This window comes from Microbacterium sp. SORGH_AS_0888 (assembly GCF_030818905.1).
In the GTDB taxonomy this organism is placed as follows: Bacteria; Actinomycetota; Actinomycetes; order Actinomycetales; family Microbacteriaceae; genus Microbacterium.
The window spans coordinates 1,010,568-1,035,969 of sequence record NZ_JAUTAZ010000001.1 but is presented as its reverse complement, the minus strand read 5'-3'; the positions used below and the strand labels follow the sequence as shown (position 1 = coordinate 1,035,969).

General features: G+C 71.0%; 21 protein-coding genes and 3 pseudogenes. 22 read left to right on the top strand and 2 right to left on the bottom strand.

The annotated features are described in order from the left end of the window. Positions 1–12 precede the first annotated feature (12 nt). From murF to QE381_RS05070, 14 genes and pseudogenes are all read left to right on the top strand, one after another. Positions 13–1,425: a UDP-N-acetylmuramoyl-tripeptide--D-alanyl-D-alanine ligase gene (gene murF / locus QE381_RS05135; protein ID WP_307216052.1), complete on the top strand. Its 1,413-nt coding sequence runs from the start codon at positions 13–15 to the stop codon at positions 1,423–1,425. Beyond that, positions 1,422–2,531 carry a phospho-N-acetylmuramoyl-pentapeptide-transferase gene (mraY, locus tag QE381_RS05130; protein WP_307216050.1) on the top strand — a complete coding sequence of 370 codons (1,110 nt, stop codon included), beginning with the start codon at positions 1,422–1,424 and terminating at the stop codon, positions 2,529–2,531. The genes murF and mraY overlap by 4 nt, the downstream gene beginning before the upstream one ends. Further along, the gene (gene murD / locus QE381_RS05125) at positions 2,528–4,069 is read left to right on the top strand and encodes a UDP-N-acetylmuramoyl-L-alanine--D-glutamate ligase (RefSeq protein WP_307216049.1); all 1,542 of its coding nucleotides are present in this window, start codon (positions 2,528–2,530) and stop codon (positions 4,067–4,069) included. The genes mraY and murD overlap by 4 nt, the downstream gene beginning before the upstream one ends. After that, positions 4,026–5,243, top strand: a complete 1,218-nt coding sequence (ftsW, locus tag QE381_RS05120; protein WP_307216047.1) for a putative lipid II flippase FtsW — start codon at positions 4,026–4,028, stop codon at positions 5,241–5,243. Before murD ends, ftsW begins: the two co-directional genes overlap by 44 nt. After that, positions 5,240–6,316, top strand: a complete 1,077-nt coding sequence (locus QE381_RS05115; RefSeq protein ID WP_307216045.1) for a glycosyltransferase — start codon at positions 5,240–5,242, stop codon at positions 6,314–6,316. The genes ftsW and QE381_RS05115 overlap by 4 nt, the downstream gene beginning before the upstream one ends. A 68-nt stretch (positions 6,317–6,384) precedes the next feature. After that, positions 6,385–7,794 carry a UDP-N-acetylmuramate--L-alanine ligase gene (gene murC / locus QE381_RS05110; RefSeq protein WP_307216044.1) on the top strand — a complete coding sequence of 470 codons (1,410 nt, stop codon included), beginning with the start codon at positions 6,385–6,387 and terminating at the stop codon, positions 7,792–7,794. Between the two features lie 2 nt (positions 7,795–7,796). Beyond that, positions 7,797–8,762 (top strand): FtsQ-type POTRA domain-containing protein, encoded by a 966-nt coding sequence (locus QE381_RS05105; protein ID WP_307216042.1) that lies wholly within the window; start codon positions 7,797–7,799, stop codon positions 8,760–8,762. Positions 8,763–8,936: 174 nt separating this feature from the next. Further along, positions 8,937–10,089: pseudogene (ftsZ, locus tag QE381_RS05100) on the top strand (cell division protein FtsZ). Positions 10,090–10,095: 6 nt separating this feature from the next. Then, a complete protein-coding gene (locus QE381_RS05095) occupies positions 10,096–10,788 on the top strand; it encodes a YggS family pyridoxal phosphate-dependent enzyme (RefSeq protein WP_307216040.1) in 693 nt (230 codons plus the stop codon). 32 nt (positions 10,789–10,820) lie between these two features. After that, on the top strand, positions 10,821–11,282 hold the full coding sequence (locus tag QE381_RS05090; protein WP_307216038.1) for a cell division protein SepF: 462 nt from the start codon (positions 10,821–10,823) through the stop codon (positions 11,280–11,282). A 6-nt stretch (positions 11,283–11,288) separates the two neighbouring features. Beyond that, positions 11,289–11,591, top strand: coding sequence for a YggT family protein (locus tag QE381_RS05085; protein ID WP_307216037.1), 303 nt, complete (start codon positions 11,289–11,291; stop codon positions 11,589–11,591). A gap of 101 nt (positions 11,592–11,692) precedes the next feature. Then, positions 11,693–12,286 carry a DivIVA domain-containing protein gene (locus QE381_RS05080; protein ID WP_307216036.1) on the top strand — a complete coding sequence of 198 codons (594 nt, stop codon included), beginning with the start codon at positions 11,693–11,695 and terminating at the stop codon, positions 12,284–12,286. 9 nt (positions 12,287–12,295) lie between these two features. After that, entirely contained in the window at positions 12,296–12,874 is a 579-nt protein-coding gene (gene lspA, locus QE381_RS05075; RefSeq protein ID WP_307216035.1) for a signal peptidase II, read from the top strand. 2 nt (positions 12,875–12,876) lie between these two features. Further along, on the top strand, positions 12,877–13,797 hold the full coding sequence (locus QE381_RS05070; RefSeq protein WP_307216033.1) for an RluA family pseudouridine synthase: 921 nt from the start codon (positions 12,877–12,879) through the stop codon (positions 13,795–13,797). 20 nt (positions 13,798–13,817) lie between these two features. Here QE381_RS05070 and QE381_RS05065 read toward each other — a convergent pair whose 3' ends face one another. Next, positions 13,818–14,291, bottom strand: coding sequence for an NUDIX domain-containing protein (locus QE381_RS05065; RefSeq protein WP_307216031.1), 474 nt, complete (start codon positions 14,289–14,291; stop codon positions 13,818–13,820). Between the two features lie 115 nt (positions 14,292–14,406). On the opposite strand from QE381_RS05065, the gene dnaE reads away from it, so the two are divergent. The 5 genes from dnaE (at position 14,407) to QE381_RS05040 (ending at position 21,858) form a co-directional block, all read left to right on the top strand. After that, complete coding sequence (gene dnaE, locus QE381_RS05060) at positions 14,407–17,877, top strand: DNA polymerase III subunit alpha (protein ID WP_373426984.1); 3,471 nt, start codon at positions 14,407–14,409, stop codon at positions 17,875–17,877. Between the two features lie 82 nt (positions 17,878–17,959). Beyond that, positions 17,960–18,976, top strand: coding sequence for a hypothetical protein (locus tag QE381_RS05055; RefSeq protein ID WP_307216028.1), 1,017 nt, complete (start codon positions 17,960–17,962; stop codon positions 18,974–18,976). Between the two features lie 31 nt (positions 18,977–19,007). After that, complete coding sequence (gene hisD / locus QE381_RS05050) at positions 19,008–20,327, top strand: histidinol dehydrogenase (RefSeq protein ID WP_307216027.1); 1,320 nt, start codon at positions 19,008–19,010, stop codon at positions 20,325–20,327. Positions 20,328–20,330: 3 nt separating this feature from the next. Then, on the top strand, positions 20,331–20,816 hold the full coding sequence (gene nrdR, locus QE381_RS05045; RefSeq protein WP_307216026.1) for a transcriptional regulator NrdR: 486 nt from the start codon (positions 20,331–20,333) through the stop codon (positions 20,814–20,816). A 10-nt stretch (positions 20,817–20,826) separates the two neighbouring features. Further along, a complete protein-coding gene (locus QE381_RS05040; RefSeq protein ID WP_307216024.1) occupies positions 20,827–21,858 on the top strand; it encodes a quinone-dependent dihydroorotate dehydrogenase in 1,032 nt (343 codons plus the stop codon). A 39-nt stretch (positions 21,859–21,897) separates the two neighbouring features. Here QE381_RS05040 and QE381_RS05030 read toward each other — a convergent pair. After that, positions 21,898–22,465: pseudogene (locus tag QE381_RS05030) on the bottom strand (DUF3043 domain-containing protein). A gap of 46 nt (positions 22,466–22,511) precedes the next feature. On the opposite strand from QE381_RS05030, the pseudogene QE381_RS05025 reads away from it, so the two are divergent. The 3 genes and pseudogenes from QE381_RS05025 to coxB all read left to right on the top strand — a co-directional run bounded on the left by QE381_RS05025 (position 22,512) and on the right by coxB (position 25,401). Beyond that, positions 22,512–23,925: pseudogene (locus QE381_RS05025) on the top strand (dipeptidase). Between the two features lie 65 nt (positions 23,926–23,990). Continuing rightward, positions 23,991–24,356 (top strand): iron-sulfur cluster insertion protein ErpA, encoded by a 366-nt coding sequence (gene erpA, locus QE381_RS05020; protein ID WP_307216023.1) that lies wholly within the window; start codon positions 23,991–23,993, stop codon positions 24,354–24,356. 154 nt (positions 24,357–24,510) lie between these two features. Continuing rightward, entirely contained in the window at positions 24,511–25,401 is an 891-nt protein-coding gene (coxB, locus tag QE381_RS05015; RefSeq protein WP_307216020.1) for a cytochrome c oxidase subunit II, read from the top strand. Position 25,402 lies beyond the last annotated feature (1 nt).

Here is a 25,402-nt window from a genome sequence, read left to right as displayed (position 1 = left end):
GCCCCCTCTCACATGACTCCTTTCCCCCTGCATCGCATCGCCCATATCGTCGGCGGAGAACTCCGCCTCTCGGGGGCGGACACCCCCGACACGATCGTCGACGGCCCCGTCGACACCGATTCCCGTCAGATGGTCCCCGGCGGCGTCTTCGTCGCCAAGCCCGGCGCGGAGACCGACGGGCACCTGTTCGTCCCGGCGGCGGTCGCCGCGGGCGCCGTCCTCGCGATCGTCGAGCGGCCCGTCGACACGCCCGTCACGCAGATCGTCGTCCCGGACGTCGTCGCCGCCCTCGCCGACCTCGCCCGCGCGGTCGTCGCGGAGGTCCGTGCGACGGGACGGCTCCGGGTCGTCGGGATCACCGGCTCCAACGGCAAGACGACGACGAAGAACCTGCTGGCGCGGATCATGGCGGGCGCCGGCGAGACCGTCGCCCCCCGGGCCTCGTTCAACAACGAGGTCGGAGCGCCCCTCACGATGCTGCGTGTCGGTCCCGCCACGCGGTTCCTCGTGAGCGAGTTCGGCGCGAGCGGTCCCGGTGAGATCGCACGCCTCGCGGGGCTCGTGACCCCCGACATCGGGATCGTCCTCATGGTCGGGCTCGCGCACGCCGGCGGCTTCGGCGGCATCGAGGAGACCTTCCGCGCGAAGTCCGAGCTCGTGCAGGCCGTGCGCCCTGGCGGGCTCGCGGTGCTCAACGCGGACGATCCGCGTGTGCGCCGGATGGCGCCGATCGCCGCCGATCGCGGCGTCGAGGTGCGCTGGTTCGGCCTGGACGCCGACGCCGCCGTGCGAGCCCACGACGTCGAGGTCTCCGCATCCGGCACCCGGTTCGTGCTCACGGTCGACGGCGCGTCGATGCCCGTGAACCTGCGGGTGCTGGGCGCCCACCACGTCATGAACGCCCTCGCCGCCGTCGCGGCGGCGACCGCGCTCGGTGTCGAGCCTGCCGACTGCGTCGCGGCCCTGGAGACCGTGGAGATCGCGGAGCGCTGGCGCATGCAGCCGCTCGGCTCCGACCGGGTGCGCATCATCAACGACGCCTACAACGCGAGCCCCGACTCGATGGCGGCCGCCCTGCGCACCCTCGCGCAGATCACGGCGCCGGGCGAGCGCGCCGTCGCCGTGCTCGGGGCGATGAGCGAGCTCGGCGAACAGGCCGGCGAGGAGCACGACCGCATCGGCGAGCTCGCCGTCCGGCTGCGGATCCCGCGCATCGTCGTGATCGGCGCGGAGGCCCGCCGCATGTACCTCGCGGCCATCGCGGAGGGATCATGGAGCGATGAGGCGGTCTTCTTCGCCACCGCCGACGAGGCGTTCGAGTACCTTCTCGGCGAGCTGCGCGACGGCGACCGCGTGCTCGTGAAGTCGTCGAACTCCGCGGGTCTGAGGTTCCTCGGCGACCGTCTGGGAGAATCGTTCTCGTGAGATCCCTCCTGACCGCAGCGGCGATCTCGCTGGCCTTCACGCTCTTCCTCACCCCGGTGTTCCTGCGCCTGTTCCGCGCCTGGGGCTGGGGACAGGTCATCCGCACGCCCGAGGACGACCACAATCCGAGCCATGCGGCCAAGCGCGGCACCCCCACGATGGGTGGCACGATCTTCATCGCGGGTTCCCTCGTCGGCTACTTCGTAGGGACCTACGCCGGCAACAACCCGCCGACGATCTCCGGGCTCCTGGTGATCTGGATGATGCTCGGCTTCGGGATCGTCGGCTTCATCGACGACTTCATGAAGGTCCGCAGGCAGAACAGCCTCGGCCTCTCCGGCTGGCGCAAGGTCGGCGGCCAGGTCGTCGTGGTCGTGGTCTTCGGCGTCGTCGCGCTGAACTTCCCCAACGGCGACGGCCAGACCCCTGCGAGCGCATACGTATCGGTGTTCCGCGACATCCCCGCCCTGTCGTTCATGGCGTTCGGGCTCGTGATCGGCTGGATCCTCTACCTCGTGTGGCTCTCGCTCATCGGCGTCGCCGCGTCCAACTCGGTGAACGTCTCGGACGGGCTCGACGGACTGGCGGCGGGCTCGGCGATCTTCGTCACGAGCGCGCTCGCGCTCATCGCGTTCTGGCAGTTCAAGCAGCCGTGCGACCTCGACGCGCTCGAGCGCGGGCTGCAGGCCGCGTGCTACCAGACCCGCGACCCCTTCGACCTCGCGATCATCGCCGCGTCCTTCATCGGCGCGCTCGTCGGGTTCCTGTGGTGGAACGCGCCCAAGGCGCAGGTGTTCATGGGGGACGTCGGGTCGATGGCGATCGGCGGCGTGATCGCGGCGCTCGCGATCCTCACCCGCACCGAGATCCTGCTCGCCGTCATCGGCGGCGTGTACGTCATCGCCTCCGGCTCGGTCATCCTGCAGCGTTTCTACTTCAAGCTCACGCGCGGGAAACGGCTGTTCCTCATGAGTCCGCTGCACCACCACCTCGAGATGCGCGGCTGGAGCGAGATCACGATCGTGGTGCGGATGTGGCTCATCGCGGGACTCCTCGCGCTCAGCGGCGTCGGGCTGCTGTACGTGGAATGGCTCGTGCGGGCATGAGCGAGCGGATCGACGCGCTCACCAGCTGGCACGCCGACTGGAAGGGCGTCCGCATCGCCGTCCTCGGCTCGGGCGTGACCGGCTTCGCGGTGGCCGACACGCTGACCGAGCTCGGCGCCGACGTGCTCGTGGTCACCGAGTCCATCGACGAGGAGTACGCCCGGCTGCTGCCGGTGATCGGTGCGCGCGTGGACACCGGACCGCTCGACGCGCCGCCCGCGGCTCTGCTCGACCACCGGCCCGAGATCGTGATCGCCTCGCCCGGCTTCCCGCCGCACCACCCCGTCATCGCCTGGACGCGGGATGCCGGCATCCCGCTGTGGGGCGACATCGAGCTGGCCTGGCGCGTGCGCGACAAGGTCCTGCGCTCGGATGGGACGCCCGCGGACTGGGTTCTCGTGACCGGCACCAACGGCAAGACGACCACGACGCGGATGGCCGCGACGATGCTCCGCGAGGGCGGACTCCGCGCCGCGCCGTGCGGCAACATCGGGGTGCCCGTGCTGGATGCCGTGCGCGACCCCGGTGGCTTCGACGTCCTGGTGGTCGAGCTCTCCAGCCACCAGCTCTGGTACCTCGGCCTCCAGACGGGACCCGATCCGCTCTCGCCGCTCGCGAGCGTGTGCCTCAACCTCGCCGACGACCACCTCGAATGGCACGGCTCCTTCGAGGCGTACCGGGACGCGAAGGCCGTCGTCTACCGTCACACGCGGGTCGCGTGCGTCTACAACCGTGCCGACGAGGCGACCCGCCGGATGGTGGAGGACGCCGACGTCGTCGACGGCGCCCGCGCGATCGGGTTCGGCCTCGACGTCCCGGGGCCGAGCGACCTCGGGATCGTCGAGGGCATCCTCGTGGACCGGGCGTTCCTCGCGGAACGCCGGACGTCGGCGCTGGAGCTCACGACGCTCGAGGAGCTGGCGGAGGCGGGGCTCGCCGCGCCGCACGTCGTGGCCAACGTCCTCGCGGCCAGCGCACTCGCGCGCGCCGCCGGCGTCGAGCCCGCCGCGATCCGCTCGGCGCTGCGCGCGTTCCGCCTCGACCCGCACCGGATCGAGATCGTGGCGCGCGCGGGCGGCATCACGTGGATCGACGACTCCAAAGCCACCAACCCGCACGCCGCGGCGTCCTCGCTCGCGGCGTTCCCCGGCGCCGTGTGGGTCCTCGGCGGCCTTCTGAAGGGCGTCGACATCTCGGAGCTCGTCGCAGGACGCGGCCAGGGCGCGAAGGCCGCGATCGTGATCGGAGTCGATCGCGACCCCATCACGGCGGCGTTCGCGCGACACGCGCCGACGGTGCCGCTGGTCGAAGTGGATCACACCCAGACTGAGGACATCATGGCGGCGGTCGTCGAAGCGGCGATCTCGCTGGCGGCGGATGGCGACGTCGTGCTCCTGGCACCGGCGGCGGCGTCCTTCGACCAGTTCGCCTCCTACGGTGACCGCGGTCGACGATTCGCGGAGGCGGTGCGGGCGAGATTCGGAGAGGATGAGGATGACGACCACGATCCGTCCTCCCCGGCAGTCCCCGGCCGCTGAGCCGGCACCCCGCGGCGGACTGGCCGCCCGCATCCGTCTCGGCCGGGTGTTCGCACCGGTTCCGCCGGAGTTCATCTTCATCCTCTCGTCGGCGCTGATCCTGACGGGCTTCGGGATCGTGATGATCCTCTCCGCCACGAGCGCGACCTCGGTCGAAGCCGGTGGCGGCCCCTACGACGATGCGATCAAGCAGGCGATCTACGCCGCGATCGGCATCCCGCTCATGCTCATCGTCTCCCGCGTGCCCACGCGGTTCTGGAAGCGGATCGCGTGGCCGCTGCTGATCGCCGCGCTGTGCGGGCAGCTGCTCGTGTTCGTGCCGGGCCTCGGCGTCACCGACTACGGCAACACCAACTGGATCCACATCGGCGGCATCCAGGCCCAGCCCAGCGAGTTCATCAAGCTGGCGCTCGCGATCTGGATGGGCACCATCCTCGCGCGGAAGGGGCCGCTCCTTCGCCGCTGGAAGCACGTCTACATCCCGGTCATACCGGTCGCGATCCTCGCCATGGGCCTCGTGCTCAAGGGCGGCGACCTGGGAACGACCATGATGCTCGTGCTCGTCTTCCTCGGTGCGCTCTTCTTCTCCGGGGTGCGGCTGCGGATCTTCATCCTGCCCCTGCTGGGGATGGCGGCCGCCGTCGCTGTCGCGGCCGTCACGAACCCCAACCGGATGCGGCGCATCCTGAGCTTCCTCGACACCGACACGGCGGCCTGCTACCGCGACATGTGCTACCAGTCGCTGCACGGGATCTGGGGACTGTCGGCCGGAGGGGTCTTCGGGCTGGGGCTCGGCAACTCGAAGCAGAAGTACAGCTGGCTGCCCGCGGCCGCCAACGACTACATCTTCGCGATCGTCGGCGAGGAGCTGGGGCTCATCGGATGCCTCGTCATGATCGGGCTGTTCGTGCTGATGGCCGTCGGGATGTTCCACGTCATCCGTCGCACACAGGACCCCTTCGCCCGCATCGTGACGGGCGCCGTCGTGACCTGGATCATCGGCCAGGCCGCGATCAACATCGCGGTGGTCCTGCGCGTCTTCCCCGTCCTCGGCGTCCCCTTGCCCTTCGTCTCGCAGGGAGGGACCTCGCTGGTCTCGGTGCTCGTGGCGTGCGGAGTCATCCTCGCATTCGCGCGGGATCTGCCGCCGCGCGCGCGGGCGGTCGCGCGGTGACCACCTACCTCCTGGCCGGCGGCGGGACCGCGGGCCACGTCAATCCGCTGTTGGCCGTCGCCGACGCGCTGCGCGCACGCGATCCCGACGCCGTCGTCCTCGTGCTCGGCACACGCGAGGGGCTCGAGGCCAGACTCGTGCCCCAGCGCGGCTACGAGCTCCTCTTCGTCGACAAGGTGCCCTTCCCGCGGCGGCCGGACAGGGCGGCGCTGGCCTTCCCGTGGCGGCTGCGCCGCGCGGTCGCGGGCGTCCGCGCCCAGCTGCGCGAGCACCGCGTCGACGTGGTCGTGGGCTTCGGCGGGTACGCCGCCGCCCCCGCGTACCTCGCGGCGCGCCGCGAGCACGTCCCCGTCGTCGTGCACGAGGCGAACGCGCGGCCCGGCATGGCCAACGTTCTCGGTGCCCGCCGCGCGGCGGCCGTGGGGGTGGCTTTCGCGGGCACGCCGCTGCGGGGAGCGCGAGTGGTCGGGATGCCGCTGCGCCGCGAGATCGTCGACCTGGACCCCGCGGCGCTGCGCGCCGACGCGGCTGCGCACTACGGGCTGGACCCGGATCGGCCCACCCTGCTCGTCTTCGGCGGCTCGCTCGGCGCGCAGCGCCTGAACGAGGCGTTCACGGGGTCCTTCCGGGGCGTGCTCGCAGCCGGTTATCAGCTCGTGCACCTCACGGGTGCCCGCTGGACGGGTGCCGATCCCGGGGTCGCGGGATACGTCGTGCGCCCGTACGAGGACAGGATGGACCTCGCCTTCGCGATCGCCGACGTCATCGTCTCGCGCTCCGGTGCGGCGACGGTGTCCGAGATCAGTGCGCTCGGCATCCCCGCCGTGTACGTGCCGTACGCGGTCGGCAACGGCGAGCAGGCGCTCAACGCGCGTTCGGCCGTCGAGGCCGGCGCGGCCCTGCTCATCGCGGACGCCGAGCTGACACCGGACCGGGTGAGGGCGGAGGTCGTGCCGCTGCTGGCGGATGCGCCGCGCCTGGCTGCGATGCGCCGCGCCGCGGCCGTCGTCGGATCCCGCACGGGCGCCGAGGACGTCGTCGCCCTCATCGACGACGCCCTCGCCGGACGCTGAGGCGTTTCGTCCGCGCCGGGCGTGCCCGCGGCTCACTCCGAGCCGCGCGAACCTAGACTTGTCGGGCCATGATCCGACCCGATCTCACCCTCCCCATCCCCGAGCGCATCGGGGCCGCGCACTTCATCGGCATCGGCGGCTCCGGGATGTCCGGGCTCGCGCGCATGTTCCTCGATCGCGGCATCCGCGTGTCCGGCTCGGACCGCTCCGACTCCGCGGCGCTCCGGGATCTCGCCGCGCGGGGCGCGCAGGTGTTCGTCGGGCACGACGCGGCGCACCTGCCCGACGACGCGGACACGGTCGTGCACACCGGCGCGATCTGGCCGGAGAACCCGGAGTTCCTCGCGGCGAAGGAGCGGGGGCTGCACGTCATCCACCGTTCGCAGGCGCTGCACTGGCTCATCGGCGGCCGCCGTCTCGTCGCGGTCGCGGGTGCGCACGGCAAGACGACCTCGACCGGCATGATCGCGACGGCCCTGCAGCGGCTCGGCGCCGATCCGAGCTTCGTGAACGGGGGCGTCGTGGCGGGCCTGGGCGTCTCGAGCGCCGGCGGCGCCGATCCGCTCTTCGTCATCGAGGCCGACGAGTCGGACGGCACCTTCCTCCTCTACGACACCTCGGTCGCGCTGATCACGAACGTCGACCCCGACCACCTCGACCACTGGGGCACGCGCGAGGCGTTCTTCGACGGCTTCGTCCGGTTCGCGGATGCGGCGAGCGAGGCGGTCGTGATCTCCGCCGACGACCCCGGCGCCCAGCGCGTGGCCGCCGCCCTGACGCACCGGCGCGTCACGACGTTCGGGACGGCCGCCGACGCCGACGTGCGACTGGACGAGATCGACACGGACGGTCCGGTGGCCTTCAGAGTCTCCGCCGGCGGCGAGTCCGCCCGTGTCCGCCTGGGCGTGCCCGGCGTCCACAACGCGATCAACGCCGCCGGGGCGGTCGCGGTGCTCCGAGCGCTCGGCCATCCGCTCGGCGCGGCGGCCGCGGCGCTGGAGGGATTCGCCGGCACGGTGCGCAGGTTCGAGCTGCACGGGACCGTGCGGGGCGTGAGCGTCTACGACGACTACGCCCACCACCCGACCGAGGTGGAGGCCGCGCTCTCGGCGGCGAGGACGGTCATCGGCGACGGACGTCTCATCGCGATCCACCAGCCGCACACCTACTCGCGTACGCAGCTCATGTCGCCCCAGTTCGCCGAGGTGCTCGAGCGTCTCGCCGACCAGACCGTCGTCCTGGACGTCTACGGCGCTCGTGAGGACCCGGTTCCGGGCGTCACGGGCGCGCTCGTGAGCGATGCGTTCGCCGACCCGGCGCGGGTGCGGTTCGTGCCCGACTGGCAGGAGGCGGCCGACTACACGGCACGCATCGCCCAGCCGGGCGACTTCGTCATCACCCTCGGATGCGGCGACGTCTACCGGCTCATCCCGCAGGTGCTCGAGGCGCTCGACCGCCCCGCCGCCGCGAACGGCTGACCGTGCGTCGCCCGACGCCGCTGCCGCCCCCGCCGGGGGGAGAGGAGCCGCGCGCCTCCGTTCCGCCCCCGTCCCGGGTCCCGGATCGCCCGATCACGCCCCGGACGCCGGAGCCATCGGTCGCCGACGAGCAGGAGACCGCACCGATCGCACCCCTGCTGACGCTCGCCGACCCGGTCGCCGCCGGGCCGGACGAACGCACCGACGGCGAGCGGCAGCTCGGCCTGGGCGACCTGTGGCGTGCGTCGCGGGCCCGGCGCCGCGCCCTGCGGGCGGAGGTGCGCCGCTTCACGGCCCGCAGCCGGCGACGGCGGCGCATCTGGCTCGGAGTCGTGGCCTCGCTCGTCCTGCTCGTGCTGGTCACGGTGGGCGCGGCGTACAGCCCGCTGTTCGCGGTCGAGCAGATCCAGGTCGTCGGCACGTCCCAGCTGGACCCCGCGTCCGTGGAGAGCGCGCTCGAGGGACAGCTGGGCACGCCGCTCGCCGCGGTCGACGAGTCGGCAGTGAAGGCCGCGATGGTCGCCTTCCCGCTCGTGGAGTCCTACACGCTCGAGGCCGTGCCGCCGCACGAGCTCGTCGTGCGCATCGTCGAACGCACCCCGATCGGCGTGCTCCCCTCGGCGGCCGGGTACACCCTCGTCGACGCCGCGGGAGTCGCGCTCTCGACCACGGCGACGGCGCCCGCCGGCTATCCGCAGCTCAGCGTCGACGGCGGCGTGGGCTCGCCCTCGTTCGCCGCCGTCGGAAGGGTCATGCGCGCCTTGCCGGCCGAACTGCGGGCCACGGTGACGGCCGTGTCGGCCTCGACGCCGGACGACGTCACGCTCACGCTCGGCGGCACGAAGGTCGTGTGGGGGAGCGCGGACCGCTCGGCCCTCAAGTCGCTCGTGCTGCAGAAGAGCATGGCCGCCCGTCCCGGCGCCGCCTCCTACGACGTGTCGTCGCCGGACGCCGTCGTCATCCGCTGACACGCGGATCCGAGGACGTTCTGCGCGACACGCCGCGCGCATCCCGGCGCGCGGGCTCGTGGACCGTACTTTCGATCCAGGAATTGCATACCGAGTATAACTTTAACCTTACAGTAAAAGGTGAAAGTTGAGGCGGATGCGGCAGAGCGGTTCGGGACGAAGACGGAGGCCGGCATGAGCCAGAACCAGAACTACCTCGCGGTGATCAAGGTCGTGGGCGTCGGCGGGGGGCGGCGTCAACGCCGTCAACCGCATGATCGAGCTCGGCCTTCGCGGCGTGGAGTTCATCGCCGTCAACACCGACGCCCAGGCGTTGCTGATGAGCGACGCCGACGTGAAGCTGGATGTCGGCCGCGAGCTCACGCGCGGGCTCGGCGCGGGCGCCGATCCCGAGGTCGGCCGTCGCGCCGCGGAGGATCACGCGGAGGAGATCGAGGAAGCCCTCGCCGGGGCCGACATGGTCTTCGTGACCGCGGGCGAGGGCGGCGGCACGGGCACGGGCGGTGCGCCGGTGGTCGCGCGCATCGCGAAGTCGATCGGCGCGCTCACGATCGGCGTCGTCACGAAGCCGTTCTCCTTCGAGGGCCGCCGCCGTCAGAGCCAGGCGGAGGCGGGTGTCGCCAAGCTCAAGGAAGAGGTCGACACCCTCATCGTCGTTCCCAACGACCGCCTGCTCGAGATCAGCGATCGCGGGATCTCGATGATCGAGGCGTTCGCCACGGCCGACCAGGTCCTGCTGGCCGGTGTGCAGGGCATCACCGACCTCATCACGACCCCCGGTCTGATCAACCTCGACTTCGCCGACGTCAAGTCGGTCATGCAGGGCGCCGGCTCCGCGCTGATGGGCATCGGCTCCTCGCGGGGCGCCGACCGCGCCATCAAGGCCGCGGAGCTCGCGGTCGAGTCCCCGCTGCTCGAGGCCTCTATCGAGGGCGCGCACGGGGTGCTGCTGTCGATCCAGGGCGGCTCCAACCTCGGAATCTTCGAGATCAACGACGCCGCGCAGCTGGTCAAGGAGGCCGCGCACCCGGAGGCGAACATCATCTTCGGAACGGTGATCGACGACACGCTCGGCGACGAGGTGCGCGTCACCGTCATCGCCGCGGGCTTCGACGGCGGCGAGCCCTCGCCGCGCATCGAGCCGGTCACAGCGGTGCGCCCGGCCACGGCACCCGTGGCCGTCGAGGAGAAGAAGGAAGCAGCGGGGGAGGCGCCCGTCGAGACGCCCGCCGTCGCCGTGCCGGTCGCCGCCGGGCTCTCCGAGCCGGCGTCCTACGACTCCGCGTTCGGCGATGACGACCTCGACATCCCCGACTTCCTGAAGTAACCCGCCGTGGCCGACGACCTGGCCGCGCGCCTGGCCGCGGTCGACGCGCGGATCGCCGAGGCGGCGCGGGCCGCCGGGCGTGCGCCCGCGGAGCTCACGAGGATCGTCGTGACGAAGTTCCATCCGGCCTCCCTCGTCGCGGAGCTGCATCGCCTCGGCGTGCGCAGCGTGGGGGAGAACCGGCAGCAGGAGCTGAGTGCGAAGGCCGCGGAGCTCCGTGCGCTGCCGGATCTCGAGTGGCACTTCATCGGGCAGGCCCAGACCAACAAGGCGCGGGCGATCCGCGAGGCGGCGGCGGTCGTGCACTCGGTCGACCGTGATCGTCTCGCGGATGCGCTCCATCGCGCCGCGGAGCCGGAGGCTCCCGTGCTCGACGTGCTGCTGCAGGTCGCCCTCACGGCGGATGCGGGTCGCGGCGGCGTGGCGCCGGACGGCCTCGAACGGCTGGCCGACCATGTGCAGGCGGCCTGCCCCTCCCTACGGCTGCGCGGCGTGATGGCCGTCGCCCCGCTCGGCGAGGACCCGGCGCGCGCTTTCGCCCGGCTGCACGAGTGCTCCGAGCGGCTGCGCGTCAGCGCGCCGACGGCGGACTGGATCTCCGCCGGCATGACCGGCGACTTCGTCGAGGCGATCGCCGCAGGCGCGACACACCTGCGCATCGGCTCGGCAATCACGGGGCCGAGGCCCCTGCACGGATAGCCTCTCTGACAGACGAGCAAACGGAGGATGCGATGTCGAACCCGCTGAAGAAGACCATGGTCTACCTCGGACTCGCCGACGAGGAGGAGGCCTACGAGGAGCAGGCGCAGGCCCGCCCCGTGCGAAAGAGCGAGCAGGTCGAGAAGCCCGCGGCGCCCGTCACGCCGCTGCACCGCCCTGCCGTCGTGCGCCAGCCCGCCGTGGGCCCCGTGTCGGAGATCCTCACGGTGCACCCCAAGCAGTACCGCGACGCCCAGGTGATCGCCGAGAACTTCCGCGACGGCATCCCCGTCATCATCAATCTCTCGCAGATGAGCGATGCCGATGCCCGCCGTCTCATCGACTTCGCGAGCGGTCTCTCGCTCGGGCTCTACGGGCGCATCGAGCGGGTCACCAGCAAGGTGTTCCTGCTCTCGCCCGAGAACGTCGCCGTCTCCGGTGACGGAGCCGTGGCACAGGCGGACCCGGAAGCCGCGGGCTTCCCCCAGCAGTAGCAGCCCGTGGAGGTCGTCCGCCTCGTCGCCCAGATCGCGAACACCCTTCTCCTGATCTACCTGCTTCTGCTGCTCGTCCGGCTCGTCCTCGAGTACATCCCGGTCTTCAACCGGGAATGGCGGCCCAAGGGCGCGGGTCTCGTGGCCGCGGAGCTCGTCTTCACGGTCACCGACCCGCCCATCAGGCTGTTCCGGCGTGTCATCCCTCCGCTTCGCATCGGTCCCGTCGCGATCGATTTCGCCTTCGCGCTGACGGTGCTGCTGTGTTTCATGTTGCTTTCTGTGACTCGGGTGCTCGGCAGTGTGTGAGCTTCGACACCCTGTGACGCCCGGACTATGCTGGATTCAATCGGTCCGCACTGCGGGCACCAACCCCCCGGCCCCGCCGTACGCCTGAAACGAGGAACACCATGGCATTGACTCCGGATGACGTCGTCACCAAGCAGTTCCAGCACGTCCGGTTCAAGGAAGGCTTCGACCCCGATGAGGTCGACGACTTCCTCGACGAGATCGTCGTCGAATGGCGCAAGACGATCGCCGAGAACGAGGAGCTGAAGGCGAAGCTGGCCGCGTACGAGTCCGGCGAGGCCGCCGCGCCCCAGGCCGAGGTCGTCGAGGAGAAGGTCGTCGAGGCACCGGCGCCCGCCCCCGTTCCGGCTCCCGCCGCCGAGAGCGGCACCGCCGCGACCGCGGGCATCATCGAGCTGGCGCAGCGTCTGCACGACGAGCACGTCGCAGAGGGCAAGGCGCAGCGCGACCAGCTCATCTCCGAGGCGAAGTCGCAGGCGGCGTCGATCCTCGCCGAGGCCGAGGCCAAGGGACGCGACGAGATCGCGCGTCTCGAGAAGGAGCGCGTCAACCTCGAGGGACGCATCACGGAGCTCCGCCAGTTCGAGCGCGACTACCGCTCGCAGCTGCGCGACCTCATCGAGGGCAAGCTTCGCGAGCTCGACAGCAGCGCGAACTCTTCGGGCTCCACGCCCGTGTCGGCGATCGGGCTCTAGGCCCGGCAGGTGTCGGCACGGCCCACGCTTCGCCCCGCGACGGCCGGCATCCTCATCGCGATCCTCGCGGTGACGGTGCTGGCCGTCGACCAGTTCACGAAGTATCTCGCGATCACGTTCCTGCCGCCGGAGGAGCTCGTCCCCGTTCTGGGCGATGCCTTCGGGCTCTACCTCATCCGCAACTCGGGAGCGGCCTTCTCCTTCGGTGCGGGGTTCACCTGGATCTTCACGATCGCGCTGGCCGCCGTCGCGATCGTGATCGTGGTCACCGCGACGCGGGTCCGCTCGCGTGCCTGGGCGGTGGTGCTGGGCCTTCTCCTGGGCGGCGTCGCGGGCAACCTCGGCGACCGGCTGTTCCGTGAGCCGGGTTTCGGCGTCGGGCACGTCGTGGACTTCGTCTCGACGCCGTGGATGTGGTTCTGGACCACTCCGGCGATCTACAACGTCGCCGACTGCTTCATCGTCACCATGATGATCTCGATCGCCGTCCTGGTCCTCACCGGACGCCGGCTGGACGGCACGCGCGAGAAGCGGGCGGAGCCGGACGCCGTCGTCGCGCCGGCCGACGACGCGGCGCCCAGGGACTGAGCATGGAATCGCGTTCCGTCCCCGTCCCGGACGGCCTCGACGGCGTGCGCGTCGACGCGGCCCTGGCCAAGATGCTCGGCTTCTCGCGGACGTTCGCGGCGGAGGTGGCGGACGCCGGAGGCGTCGAGATGGACGGCCGGGTGATGGGGCGGTCCGACCGCCTGCGCGCCGGCGGCTGGCTCGATGTGTCCTGGCAGCCGCGTCGCGAGCCCGAGATCGTCCCGATGGCCGTGCCCGACCTCGGTGTCGTCTACCACGACGACGACATCGTGGTCGTGGACAAGCCCGCGGGCGTCGCAGCCCACCCCTCGGTGGGCTGGGAGGGGCCCACGGTCCTCGGAGCGCTGGCAGCCGGGGGCTTCCGGATCGCGACGACCGGCGCCGCCGAGCGGCAGGGCGTCGTGCACCGCCTCGACGTCGGCACGAGCGGGCTCATGGTCGTGGCCGCCAGCGAACGCGCCTACACGGCGCTCAAGCGGGCGTTCAAGGAGCGGGAGGTCGACAAGATCTACCACGCCGTCGTGCAGGGGCACCCGGATCCGCTCGCCGGCACGATCGACGCGCCGATCGGACGGCATCCCTCGCATTCGTGGAAGTTCGCCGTCGTGCCCGATGGCAAGGACTCGATCACGCACTACGAGACGCTCGAGGCGTTCCCGGGCGCGTCGCTGCTGGAGATCCACCTGGAGACCGGTCGCACGCACCAGATCCGCGTGCACATGGCCGCGCACCGGCATCCCTGCGTCGGCGACCCGTTGTACGGCGCCGACCCGACCCTGTCGGCGCGGCTCGGGCTCTCCCGACAGTGGCTGCACGCGCACGAGCTGTCCTTCACGCATCCGGGCACGGGTGAGCGGGTGAGCTTCACCTCGCCGTACGCGCCGGACCTGCAGCACGCGCTCGAGGTGTTGCGCGGCGACTGAGCCGCCCGCGGCCGGTCCCCTCAGCGACCGCCTTCGAAACGGGCGGGCCCCGCCTCCCCGAGCGCGGAGAGGATGCGGGCGCGCATCTCGTCGTCCACGAGCGACAGATCGGCGAGCGGGTACCAGCCGACCTCGGTCATCTCGCCGTCCGCCGGATAGGGCTCGCCGGAGAGCCAGCTGCACCGGAACGTGAGGTCGAGATAGTCGGTCTGGTCGCCGTTGGCGTAGGTCACCCGCGGGATCTGGTGCACCCAGGCGAGACGGTCGACGCGGATCGCGACGCCGGCCTCCTCGAGGGCCTCGCGCCGCGCCGCGTCCGCCGGCTCCTCATGGGGATCCACGATGCCGGTGACGGGCGTCAGCGCGCCGTTGTCGCTGCGTCGTCCCAGCAGGATCTCGTCGCCGCGGACGATCACCGCGGTGACGCCCGTCAGCGTCAGGGGATGCGTGCCGACCATGCGGCGCAGTTCCAGGATGAAATCGGGGGTGGCCATGGCGCCACGGTAGTCCACGCGGCGTGCGACGCGTCCGCAGGGGGATGGCGGCGCGTACCCTGGTCGGGTGGCAGCCGACTCCTTCGTACACCTGCATGTTCACAGTGAGTACTCGATGCTCGACGGAGCCGCGAAGATCAGTGCGATGACACAGGCGGCGGCCGAGTACGGGATGCCCGCCATCGCCGTCACCGACCACGGCAACACCTTCGCCGCATTCGAGTTCTACAAGGCGGCGCAGGCCTCGGGAATCAAGCCCATCATCGGGCTCGAGGCGTACGTGACGCCCGGGACCCACCGCAGCGACAAGTCGCGCGTGGCCTGGGGCTCCCCGGACCAGAAGAGCGACGACGTCTCCGGCTCCGGTGCCTACACCCACATGACGATGTGGAGCCAGGACACGGCCGGAATGCACAACCTCTTCCGGCTCAGCTCGCTCTCGAGCATGGAGGGGTACTACTTCAAGCCGCGCATGGACCGCGAGCTGCTGCAGACCTACGGCAAGGGCCTCATCGCCACGACCGGGTGCCCCTCCGGCGAGGTGCAGACGCGCCTGCGGCTCGGACAGTACGACGCGGCGCGGGCGGCGGCGGCCGAGTTCCAGGACATCTTCGGCAAGGAGAACTACTTCGCCGAGATCATGGACCACGGGCTCTCGATCGAGCGCCGCGTCATGACCGATCTCATCCGTCTCGCAAAGGACCTCGACATCCCGCTGGTCGCGACGAACGACTCGCACTACACGCACCAGCACGAGGCCGATGCGCACGAGGCGCTCCTGTGCGTGCAGTCCGGATCGACCCTCGACGACCCGAACCGCTTCAAGTTCGACGGGGACGGCTACTACATCAAGACCGCCGCCGAGATGCGTCAGCTCTTCCGCGACCACCCGGAGGCGTGCGACAACACCCTCCTGATCGCGGAGCGGTGCGAGGTGGAGTTCAACACCTCGGCGAACTACATGCCGCGCTTCCCGGTGCCCGACGGGGAGACCGAGGACAGCTGGCTCATCAAGGAGGTCGAGAAGGGGCTGCACTACCGCTACCCGGACGGCATCCCGGACCGCGTGCGCAAGCAGGCGGAGTACGAGACCGGGATCATCCTGCAGATGGGATTCCCCGGCTACTTCCTCGTCGTCGCCGACTTCATCAACTGGGCCAAGGACAACGGCATCCGAGTCGGTCCGGGCCGCGGCTCGGGCGCCGGCTCCATGGTGGCCTACGCCATGCGCATCACCGACCTCGACCCCCTCGAGCACGGGCTCATCTTCGAGCGCTTCCTCAACCCGGACCGCGTCTCGATGCCCGACTTCGACGTCGACTTCGACGACCGTCGCCGCGGCGAGGTGATCGACTACGTCACCGAGAAGTACGGGTCGGAGCGCGTCGCGCAGATCGTCACCTACGGCACGATCAAGTCCAAGCAGGCGCTGAAGGATGCCGGACGCGTGCTCGGCTTCCCCTTCAGCATGGGGGAGAAGCTCACCAAGGCCATGCCGCCCGCCGTCATGGGCAAGGACATGGAGCTCGGCGGCATGTTCAACCCGGAGCACCCCCGCTACAAGGAGGCGAGCGAGTTCCGCGCGCTCATCGAGAGCGACCCCGAGGCGAAGACGGTGTTCGACCGCGCGCTGGGACTCGAGGGGCTCAAGCGGCAGTGGGGCGTGCACGCCGCGGGCGTCATCATGTCCAGCGAGCCGCTGCTGGACATCATCCCGATCATGCGTCGCGAGCAGGACGGGCAGATCGTCACCCAGTTCGACTATCCGTCGTGCGAGACGCTCGGTCTCATCAAGATGGACTTCCTGGGGCTGCGCAACCTCACGATCATCTCCGACGCCCTCGAGAACATCCGGAGCAACCGCGGCGAGGAGCTCGATCTCGAGCACCTGGCCCTGGACGACCGGGCGGCGTACGACCTGCTCACCCGTGGCGACACGCTGGGAGTGTTCCAGCTCGACGGCGGGCCGATGCGCTCGCTCCTGCGCCTCATGCGTCCCGACAACTTCGAGGACATCTCGGCCGTGATCGCGCTCTACCGCCCCGGGCCGATGGGCGCGAACTCGCACATCAACTACGCGCTGCGCAAGAACGGCCAGCAGCCGATCACCCCGATCCATCCCGAGCTCGAGGAGCCGCTGCGGGACATCCTCGACACCACCTACGGCCTGATCATCTATCAGGAGCAGGTCATGGCGATCGCGCAGAAGGTCGCGGGGTTCTCGCTCGGCCAGGCGGACATCCTCCGCCGGGCGATGGGCAAGAAGAAGAAGTCCGAGCTCGACAAGCAGTACGAGGGCTTCTCGGGCGGCATGAAGGAACGCGGCTTCGGCGAGGGGGCCATCCAGGCGCTGTGGGACATCCTGCTTCCCTTCTCCGACTACGCGTTCAACAAGGCGCACTCGGCCGCCTACGGCCTCGTCTCCTACTGGACCGCGTACCTCAAGGCCCACTATCCCGCCGAGTACATGGCCGCGCTGCTGACGAGCGTCGGCGACTCGAAGGACAAGATGGCGATCTACCTCAACGAGTGCCGTCGCATGGGCATCCGGGTGCTGCCGCCGGACGTCAGCGAGTCGATCCGGTACTTCGCCGCCGTCGGCGAGGACATCCGCTTCGGTCTCGGCGCGGTGCGCAACGTGGGCTCCAACGTCGTCGACGGCATCGTCGCCGCGCGTCAGGACGCGGCGTTCGCCTCGTTCCACGACTTCCTCGCGAAGGTCCCCCCGCACGTCGCGAACAAGCGCACGGTCGAGTCGCTCATCAAGGCGGGCGCCTTCGACTCGCTGGGGGACACGCGTCGGGCGCTGCTGGAGATCCACGAGGATGCGGTCGAGCAGGCCGTGCTCGACAAGCGTCGCGAGGCGAACGGCGAGGTCGGATTCGACTTCGACAGCCTGTGGGGCGACGACGAGCCGCAGCAGGCGCAGAAGGTGCCCGTCCGTCCCGAGTGGACCAAGAAGGACAAGCTCGCCTTCGAACGCGAGATGCTCGGGCTCTACGTGTCCGACCATCCGCTCGCCGGCCTCGAGATCCCGCTCGCCAAACACGCCTCGATCGGCATCCACGACCTGCTCGCCTCCGAGGACATCGCCGATGGTGAGCAGGTGACCATCGCGGGGCTGGTCACGAGCGTGCAGCACCGGGTGGCGAAGTCCAGCGGCAACCCCTACGGCATGATCACGGTCGAGGACTTCAACGGCGAGATCACGGTCATGTTCATGGGCAAGACCTACACGGAGTTCGCCTCCCTGCTGCAGGCCGACTCGATCCTCGCGGTCCGAGGGCGGGTGTCACGCCGCGACGACGGGATGAACCTGCACGCCCAGAGCGCCTTCGCGCCCGATCTCGGAGCGATGGATGCGTCCGGGCCGCTGACCCTCGTCATCCCCGAGCAGCGGGCGAGCGAGACCGTCATCGCGGATCTCGCCGCCGTCCTCGCCCGTCACCGGGGCGACACCGAGGTGACCCTGAAGCTGCACCGCGGCGGAGTGGCGAAGGTCTTCGAAGTGCCGCATGCGGTGTCGGTCTCGGCCGATCTGTACGGCGAGCTGAAGGGCCTGCTCGGTCCGTCGTGCCTCGGGTGACAAACCGGGGGACGCACACGGCCGGGATGGTTAGGATCGGTAGGTCTTCGGGGCCCCCGGCCCCCTCCCCGGAAGGATCGACATGACCGACGATGCGCGCGGCGAGTACGCCGCCGAGTTCGACCCCGACGACGTGATCGCCGAGGACGAGGTGACCGCAGCGGACGAGACGCCCGTGCCGCCGCAGTACGGCGTCGGGCCGTTCTCCGTGCGTGAGGCGGTCCTCGGCGGCATCTGGCTCGTCGCGTTCGCGCTCTCCTTCGTGCCGCTCTACATCGCGGGCGGCGGTGTCGCCGGGCCCTCGGTCTGGACCGGCGGACTCGACTGGATCCTGACCGTCGGCGTGCCGACCGCGGCGGTGTTCCTCCTCGCCCTCCGGCGGCTGTCTCCCGAAGGCATCCGCCGCGTCGGCTCCCTCGGCATCGACCAGTTCGCCTCCGTCGCGTTCTCGGTCGCCGCGGTCTTCTGGCTCGCCATGCTCTGGCGTCTGGTGGCGGGCCTCCCGCCTCACCTGGTGGCGACGACCTGGGCGGTCTGGGTCGAGCTGATCCTCATGCTCGGCGGCGTCTTCTTCACGGTCGTCGCTCCGCACATCCCCGTTCTCGGCGAGGACTTCCGCCACCGTGCCGAGGTGCTCGCGCACCCGAACGCCCGCCCACTGCGCCCGATCGCCGCGCGTCCGCCCCGGCCCGCCGAGCCGGTCACCCACCCCGGTGCCGTCCCGGGCGTTCAGCCCGCCGACGTGCCCACGCAGCCCTACGGCGCCCCGACGCAGGCCCATGGCGTTCCCGTGCCCCCCGTCGGCGAGCCGGCGCCCGTCGTCGACGCCGACCGCGCCGCGGTCGACTCCACCGCCGAGACGGCGGTCTTCGAGCCGGTCGTGATCGAGGACGCCGCCCCCGCGCAGGCGCCCCAGGCGTTCTGGGCGCTCGCCCCCGAGGAGCGCGACGTGCTCGACGAGCGCGGCGCGCCGCTGTTCCGCATCGGACCCGGCGCCTGGGCGCTCGTGATCGAGGACCGCGGCGAGGTGTTCGTCATCCGTCATGAGGACGGCCGGCTGGGATACCTGCACGAGGTCAGCGGCGTGACCCGCGGCTGAACCGCTCGCGACCGCCCGATAGCCTGGAACGATGCTGCGCACACTCGACCTCCGCGGCCGCACCTTCTCCGCGGCCGAGCTGCTGGCTGCCGTCCCCCGCGCCGAGACCGCGCGTTCAGCCGCGCTGACGGCGGCCGCCGACATCGTCCACGACGTCGCCGAGCGCGGCGAGGCGGCGCTGCGCGAGCAGGCGGAGCGCTTCGATCGCGTGAGCGGACACGACATCCGTGTGCCCGACGAGCACCTCGCCGAGGCGCTCGAGAGCCTCGACCCCCGGGTGCGCGCAGCTCTCGAGGAGGCGATCGTCCGGGTGCGGGCGGCCTCGGCCGCGCAGGTGCCCCCCGCCGTGACGACCGAGCTGGCGCCCGGGGCCCGCGTCGTGCAGCGGTGGCAGCCGGTGCGGCGCGTCGGGGTCTACGTGCCCGGCGGCAAGGCGGTCTATCCCTCGAGCGTCGTCATGAACGTCGTTCCCGCGCAGGTCGCGGGCGTCGAGGTCGTCGCGCTCGCGTCGCCGCCGCAGGCCGACAAGGGCGGTCGCGTGCACCCCGTGATCCTGGCAGCGGCTCGGCTGCTGGGGGTCACCGAGGTCTATGCCATGGGCGGCGCGGGCGCGATCGCCGCGTTCGCGCACGGCGTGACGGAGCTGGGCCTCGACCCCGTGGACGTCGTGACCGGCCCCGGAAACAACTTCGTCGCCGCCGCCAAGCGCGCCGTCGCGGGACTCGTGGGGACGGATGCCGAGGCCGGCGCGACCGAGATCCTCATCGTCGCCGACGACTCGGCCGACCCTCGCCTGGTCGCGGCCGACCTCATCAGCCAGGCCGAGCACGACGAGCAGGCCTCCGCGGTGCTCGTGACCGACTCCGAGGGGCTGGCCGCGGCCGTCGTCGCCGAGACGGTCGATCTCGCCGCGCGTACCCGGCACGCGGAGCGGGTGGCCGCGGCGCTGGCCGGACCGCAGTCCGCGGTCGTGCTCGTCGACGACCTCGCCCAGGCGACGGCGTTCAGCAACGCCTACGCGCCCGAGCACCTCGAGCTCCACCTCGCGGACCCCCGTCCCGAGGAGTTCGTCAACGCCGGCGCCGTGTTCGTCGGCGAGAACTCGCCCGTGAGCCTGGGCGACTACCTCGCCGGCAGCAATCACGTTCTTCCGACGGGGGGTCAGGCACGGTACGCCTCGGGCCTGTCTGCGGCGACGTTCCTCCGGCCGCAGCAGGTCATCGCCTACGACCGCGCCGCTCTCGCCGAGGTGCGCGAGCGCATCGTCCTGCTGGCCGACACGGAGGCGCTCCCGGCGCACGGGGAGGCCGTCGAGGCCCGGTTCGAGGAGCGCGCGGGGCGGGACGCGTAGACCATGCACTGCCCCTTCTGCCGGCATCCCGACTCGCGTGTGATCGACTCGCGCACGAGCGACGACGGCCTCAGCATCCGTCGGCGTCGCCAGTGCCCGGAGTGCGGCGGACGGTTCTCGACGATCGAGACCGCGAGCCTCAACGTCATCAAGCGTTCCGGCGTCATCGAGCCGTTCAGCCGCGAGAAGGTCATGTCGGGGGTGCGGAAGGCCTGCCAGGGCCGTCCGGTCACCGAGGCCGACCTCGCCGTCCTCGCCCAGCGCGTCGAGGAGGCGGTGCGACAGACCGGTGCCTCCCAGATCGACACGAACGAGATCGGGCTCGCGATCCTGGGGCCGCTGCGTGACCTGGACGAGGTCGCCTACCTCCGCTTCGCGAGCGTCTACCAGGCGTTCGACTCGCTCGAGGACTTCGAGGCGTCCATCGCGCAGCTGCGGCTCGACCACGCCGCGCGCGACGCGACGGCCTCGGCCTCCGACGACCGATAGCCTGTCACCGATGTATCCGCTGCTGTTCCGCACCGTTCTCACGCGCATGGACCCCGAGACCGCGCACCATGCGGCCGTGGTCGTCATCCGGGCGATCGGGGTGCCGCCGTTCTCGTGGCTCGCTCGTGCGCTCTGCCGCCCCGACCCGGCGCTGCGCACGCGAGCACTCGGGCTGACGTTCGAGTCCCCCTTCGGCGTCGCCGCCGGCTTCGACAAGGACGTCCGTGCCGCCGCCGGGCTCCATGCGCTCGGCTTCGGGCATGTGGAGGTCGGGACCGTCACCGCCATCCCGCAGGACGGCAACCCGCGTCCGCGCCTGTTCCGGCTCGTGCCGGACCGTGCGGTCGTCAACCGCATGGGCTTCAACAATCGCGGCGCCCAGGCGGCCGCCCGCCGACTCGAGCGGTTGCGGCGTCGTCGCCATCGGCCGGTCATCGGTGTCAACATCGGCAAGAGCCGCGTCGTCGACGTGGCCGATGCGACCGCAGACTACGTGCGCAGCGCCGAGCTGCTGGCACCGCTCGCGGACTATCTCGTGGTCAACGTCTCCTCGCCGAACACCCCGGGACTGCGGGGACTGCAGGCGGTCGAGACGCTCCGTCCGCTCCTGCAGGAGGTGCGCGACGCCTCGGGCGCCACCCCGCTGCTCGTGAAGTTCGCTCCCGACCTGCCCGACGACGAGATCGCCGCCGTCGCGACGCTCGCCGTGGAGCTGGGACTCGCGGGTGTCATCGCGACCAACACGACGATCTCGCGCGAGGGCCTGCGGACGGATCCTGCCGTGGTGGCCGCGGCGGGGGAGGGCGGGCTCTCCGGAGCGCCGCTGCGTGCGCGCTCGCTCGAGGCACTGCGCATCGTGCGCGAGGTCGTGCCCGAGGACTTCTGCGTGATCTCGGCCGGCGGGGTCGAGACCGGCGCGGACGTCGCGGAGCGGCTCGAGGCCGGGGCGACCCTCGTGCAGGGCTACACCGCTTTCCTCTACCGCGGCCCGCTCTGGGCGCGCCAGGTCAGCCGCGGCCTCGTGGCGCGCCGCCGGGGCTGAGACGCCGCGTCCCGCGAGACGTGACGCGTGCGAAGAGCGTCAGGCGGGGTGCTCGCCCCGGCGCACCTGGGGCTTGGGCACCCGCATGAACCTCATCTGCACGATGCGCATGGCCCCGTACAGGCCGAGAACCCCGCTCGATGCGGTCCGCGCCGAACTTCGCGCGCGCGGCCCGCTTGACGCGGAACGACGTGATCACCATGTCGACCACCGAGATGGCCACGAACACCCAGAGCGCCGCGTACGAGTAGAACTGCACGATCGGGACGTTCACGAACATCATGAGCAGCACGAGGACCATGAACGGCATCACGAGCTCGGCGAAGTGCCAGCCCGAGTCGACGACGTCGCGCACGAACCGGCGCTGCGGGCCCCGGTCGCGCGCAGTCAGGTAGCGGTCGTCGCCCGCCGCCATCCCGATCCGCGCCTTCTCGCGCTGCGCGGCCATCTCCTCACGCGCCCGCTTCTTGGCCTCTTTCGTGTCGGGGACCAGCGGGCGCTTGCGCGCGGCCTCGCGCTCGGCGCGGGTCGGCGTGGGCCGGCCCTTGCCCGTGGGCGCGCCCGCGTCGGCGTCGTGCGGGGCGGAATCGGCGGAGGTCTTGGCCACGGGGTTCCTCGGAGTCTGGAGAAGGGTGCCTCTTAAGATTACCCGCATGACATCCGAGAACACCCGGAGGGCTGCCGTCCGCGACGCCGCAGCCGCCGGCATCCCCGCCGCCCTCGCAGATCTGGGCTCCCTCGTGCGCATCCCGTCGGTCGCGTGGCCCGCGTTCGACCAGACGCAGGTGCAGCGAAGCGCCGAGGCGGTCGCCGACCTGGCGCGCGAGACCGGCGTGTTCGACCACGTCGAGGTCGCCCGGTCGCTGGTGGTCGACGGTGACGAGCTCGGCCAGCCCGCCGTCCTCGCCACCCGCGCGGCGCGGCGGGGCGCGCCGACCGTGCTGCTGTATGCGCACCACGATGTGCAGCCTGCGGGCGACGAGGCGCTCTGGGACACGCCTCCGTTCGAGCCGACCGTGCGCGACGGCCGCCTGTACGCCCGCGGAGCCGCCGACGACAAGGCCGGCGTCATGGTGCACATCGCCGCCCTGCGCGCCCTGCGCGCCGCTCTCGGCGACGACTTCGATCTCGGCGTCTCGCTCTTCGTCGAGGGGGAGGAGGAGTACGGCTCCCGCTCGTTCGGCCCGTTCCTCGCGGACCACGCCGATGCCCTGCGCAGCGACGTCATCGTCGTGGCCGACTCGGGCAACTGGGATGCGGCGACCCCGGCGCTGACGGTGTCGCTGCGCGGCAACGCCCGATTCACGATGACCGTGCGCACGCTGGAGCACGCCTCGCACTCGGGCATGTTCGGCGGAGCGGTGCCCGACGCCATGATGGCGACCGTGCGGCTGCTCGACACGCTCTGGGACGCGGACGGCGCGGTCGCGGTCTCCGGCCTGCGGGAGCGGGACGCCCCGACGCCCGCCTACGAGGAGAGCACGCTGCGGGACGAGGCGGGACTGGCCGACGGCGTCTCGACGATCGGGGCCGGCTCGATCCTCGGACGCATCTGGAACAAGCCCTCGATCACCGTGACGGGCATCGACTTCACCCCGGTCGCGGCGGCCTCCAACACGCTCTCCCCGGAGGGTGTCGGTCGTCGTGAGCGCCCGCGTCGCGCCCGGGCAGGATGCGCGCGAGGCCTATGACGCGATCGAGGCGCACCTGCGCGCGCACGCGCCCTTCGGTGCGCAGCTCGCCTTCTCCGACGTCGACTGCGGCGACGGCTTCCTCGTCGACACGGCGGGGTGGGCGGTCGGCGCGGCACGCGACAGCCTGGCCGAGGGATACGGTGTCGCGCCCGTGGACATCGGCGTCGGGGGATCCATCCCCTTCATCGCCGATCTCGTCGAGGTCTTCCCGGGGGCGCAGATCCTCGTGACCGGGATCGAGGACCCGCACACGCGGGCGCACAGCCCGAACGAGTCGCTCCATCTCGACACGTTCCGCAACGCCGTGGCGAGCGAGGCGCTCCTGCTGGAGAAAATCGACGCCTTCCGGCCGTCGGGCGACGGCGCGGCGTAGAATCGAGCCACTGGACCGCTGCATGAGGTCCCCGCGCCCGTGACGGGCCGTCCCGGAGGAGAGTCATGACCGACACCGCACTCAGCGTCGACCAGACCGCGCGCGAGCACGGCGTGCTGCTGACGGATGCCGCCGCCGACAAGGTGCGCAGCCTGCTCGACCAGGAAGGCCGCGACGATCTGCGGCTGCGCGTGGCCGTTCAGCCCGGTGGCTGCAGCGGCCTGATCTACCAGCTCTACTTCGACGAGCGCTACCTCGACGGCGACAAGGTCGCCGATTTCGAGGGCGTCGAGGTCATCGTCGACGACATGAGCGTGCCGTACCTCGACGGCGCCACGATCGACTTCAAGGACACGATCTCGGAGCAGGGCTTCACGATCGACAACCCGAACGCGCAGGGCTCCTGCGCCTGCGGCGACAGCTTCCACTGAGCCTTTCGCGCGCTCTTCTTCGGCGCGGTCGAACCCCGTGATGGCGGGGATCGACCGCGCCGACGCGTTGGTCGAAGCTGGACGCATGGCCTGAACCGGGTGTGAGCTTGCTCTAGACTGAAGGAGCTTCATTCGTGACCCGGAAAGGTGCACCGTGCCTTCGAAACGTCGACTGCGCCTCGCTGTCCTCCCCATCGGGGTCGTGACCGCGATCATCCTCGCCGGTTGCACCCCCTCGCAGTTGCACGGGTTCCTCCCGGGATTCACCGAGGACGGCCAGGCGGCGACCAACCACACCGACATGGTGTCCGGTCTGTGGGTCAACTCCTGGATCGTGCTCCTCGTGGTCGGCATCGTCACCTGGGGCCTGATGCTCTGGGCGATGGTCGTCTACCGCCGCCGCAAGGGCCAGACCGGCCTGCCGGTGCAGCTGCGCTACAACATGCCGATCGAGATCTTCTACACGGTCGTGCCGCTCATCCTCGTCCTCGGCTTCTTCGCCTTCACGGCGCGCGACCAGACGATCCTGCAGGCGGAGGACCCGAACCCGGACGTCTCGATCACCGCGATCGGCAAGCAGTGGGCCTGGGACTTCCAGTACACGGGCGACACGAACTCCGACACCGTGTGGACCATGGGCACCCAGGCGCAGACGGATGCGGCGGGCAACGTCGACCAGGCCGCCCTGCCGACCCTGTACCTGCCCGTGGACAAGTCGGTCAAGATCTCGCTGAAGTCCCGCGACGTCATCCACTCGTTCTGGATCATCGACTTCCTCTACAAGAAGGACATGTTCATCGGCAAGGACAACTCGTGGTCGTTCACCCCGACCCGCGAGGGAACCTACGCCGGAAAGTGTGCGGAGCTCTGTGGCGAGTACCACTCGATGATGCTCTTCAACGTCAAGGTCGTCAGCGACGAGGACTACAAGCTCTACCTCGACAGCCTGCGCAGCAAGGGTCAGACCGGGCCGATCGAGGACGCCTACGACCGGCTGGCCAACCTGCCCGGCACCGGGGCCACGAACAACAAGGACGGTGAGTGAT

Coding starts and splice junctions, on each gene's coding strand:
- murF (WP_307216052.1), top strand. CDS start 13: ATGACTCCTTTCCCCCTGCATCGCATCGCCCATATCGTCGGCGGAGAA.
- murD (WP_307216049.1), top strand. CDS start 2,528: ATGAGCGAGCGGATCGACGCGCTCACCAGCTGGCACGCCGACTGGAAG.
- ftsW (WP_307216047.1), top strand. CDS start 4,026: ATGACGACCACGATCCGTCCTCCCCGGCAGTCCCCGGCCGCTGAGCCG.
- murC (WP_307216044.1), top strand. CDS start 6,385: ATGATCCGACCCGATCTCACCCTCCCCATCCCCGAGCGCATCGGGGCC.
- QE381_RS05090 (WP_307216038.1), top strand. CDS start 10,821: ATGTCGAACCCGCTGAAGAAGACCATGGTCTACCTCGGACTCGCCGAC.
- QE381_RS05080 (WP_307216036.1), top strand. CDS start 11,693: ATGGCATTGACTCCGGATGACGTCGTCACCAAGCAGTTCCAGCACGTC.
- QE381_RS05070 (WP_307216033.1), top strand. CDS start 12,877: ATGGAATCGCGTTCCGTCCCCGTCCCGGACGGCCTCGACGGCGTGCGC.
- QE381_RS05065 (WP_307216031.1), bottom strand. CDS start 14,291: ATGGCCACCCCCGATTTCATCCTGGAACTGCGCCGCATGGTCGGCACG.
- dnaE (WP_373426984.1), top strand. CDS start 14,407: ATGCTCGACGGAGCCGCGAAGATCAGTGCGATGACACAGGCGGCGGCC.
- QE381_RS05055 (WP_307216028.1), top strand. CDS start 17,960: ATGACCGACGATGCGCGCGGCGAGTACGCCGCCGAGTTCGACCCCGAC.
- hisD (WP_307216027.1), top strand. CDS start 19,008: ATGCTGCGCACACTCGACCTCCGCGGCCGCACCTTCTCCGCGGCCGAG.
- nrdR (WP_307216026.1), top strand. CDS start 20,331: ATGCACTGCCCCTTCTGCCGGCATCCCGACTCGCGTGTGATCGACTCG.
- QE381_RS05040 (WP_307216024.1), top strand. CDS start 20,827: ATGTATCCGCTGCTGTTCCGCACCGTTCTCACGCGCATGGACCCCGAG.
- erpA (WP_307216023.1), top strand. CDS start 23,991: ATGACCGACACCGCACTCAGCGTCGACCAGACCGCGCGCGAGCACGGC.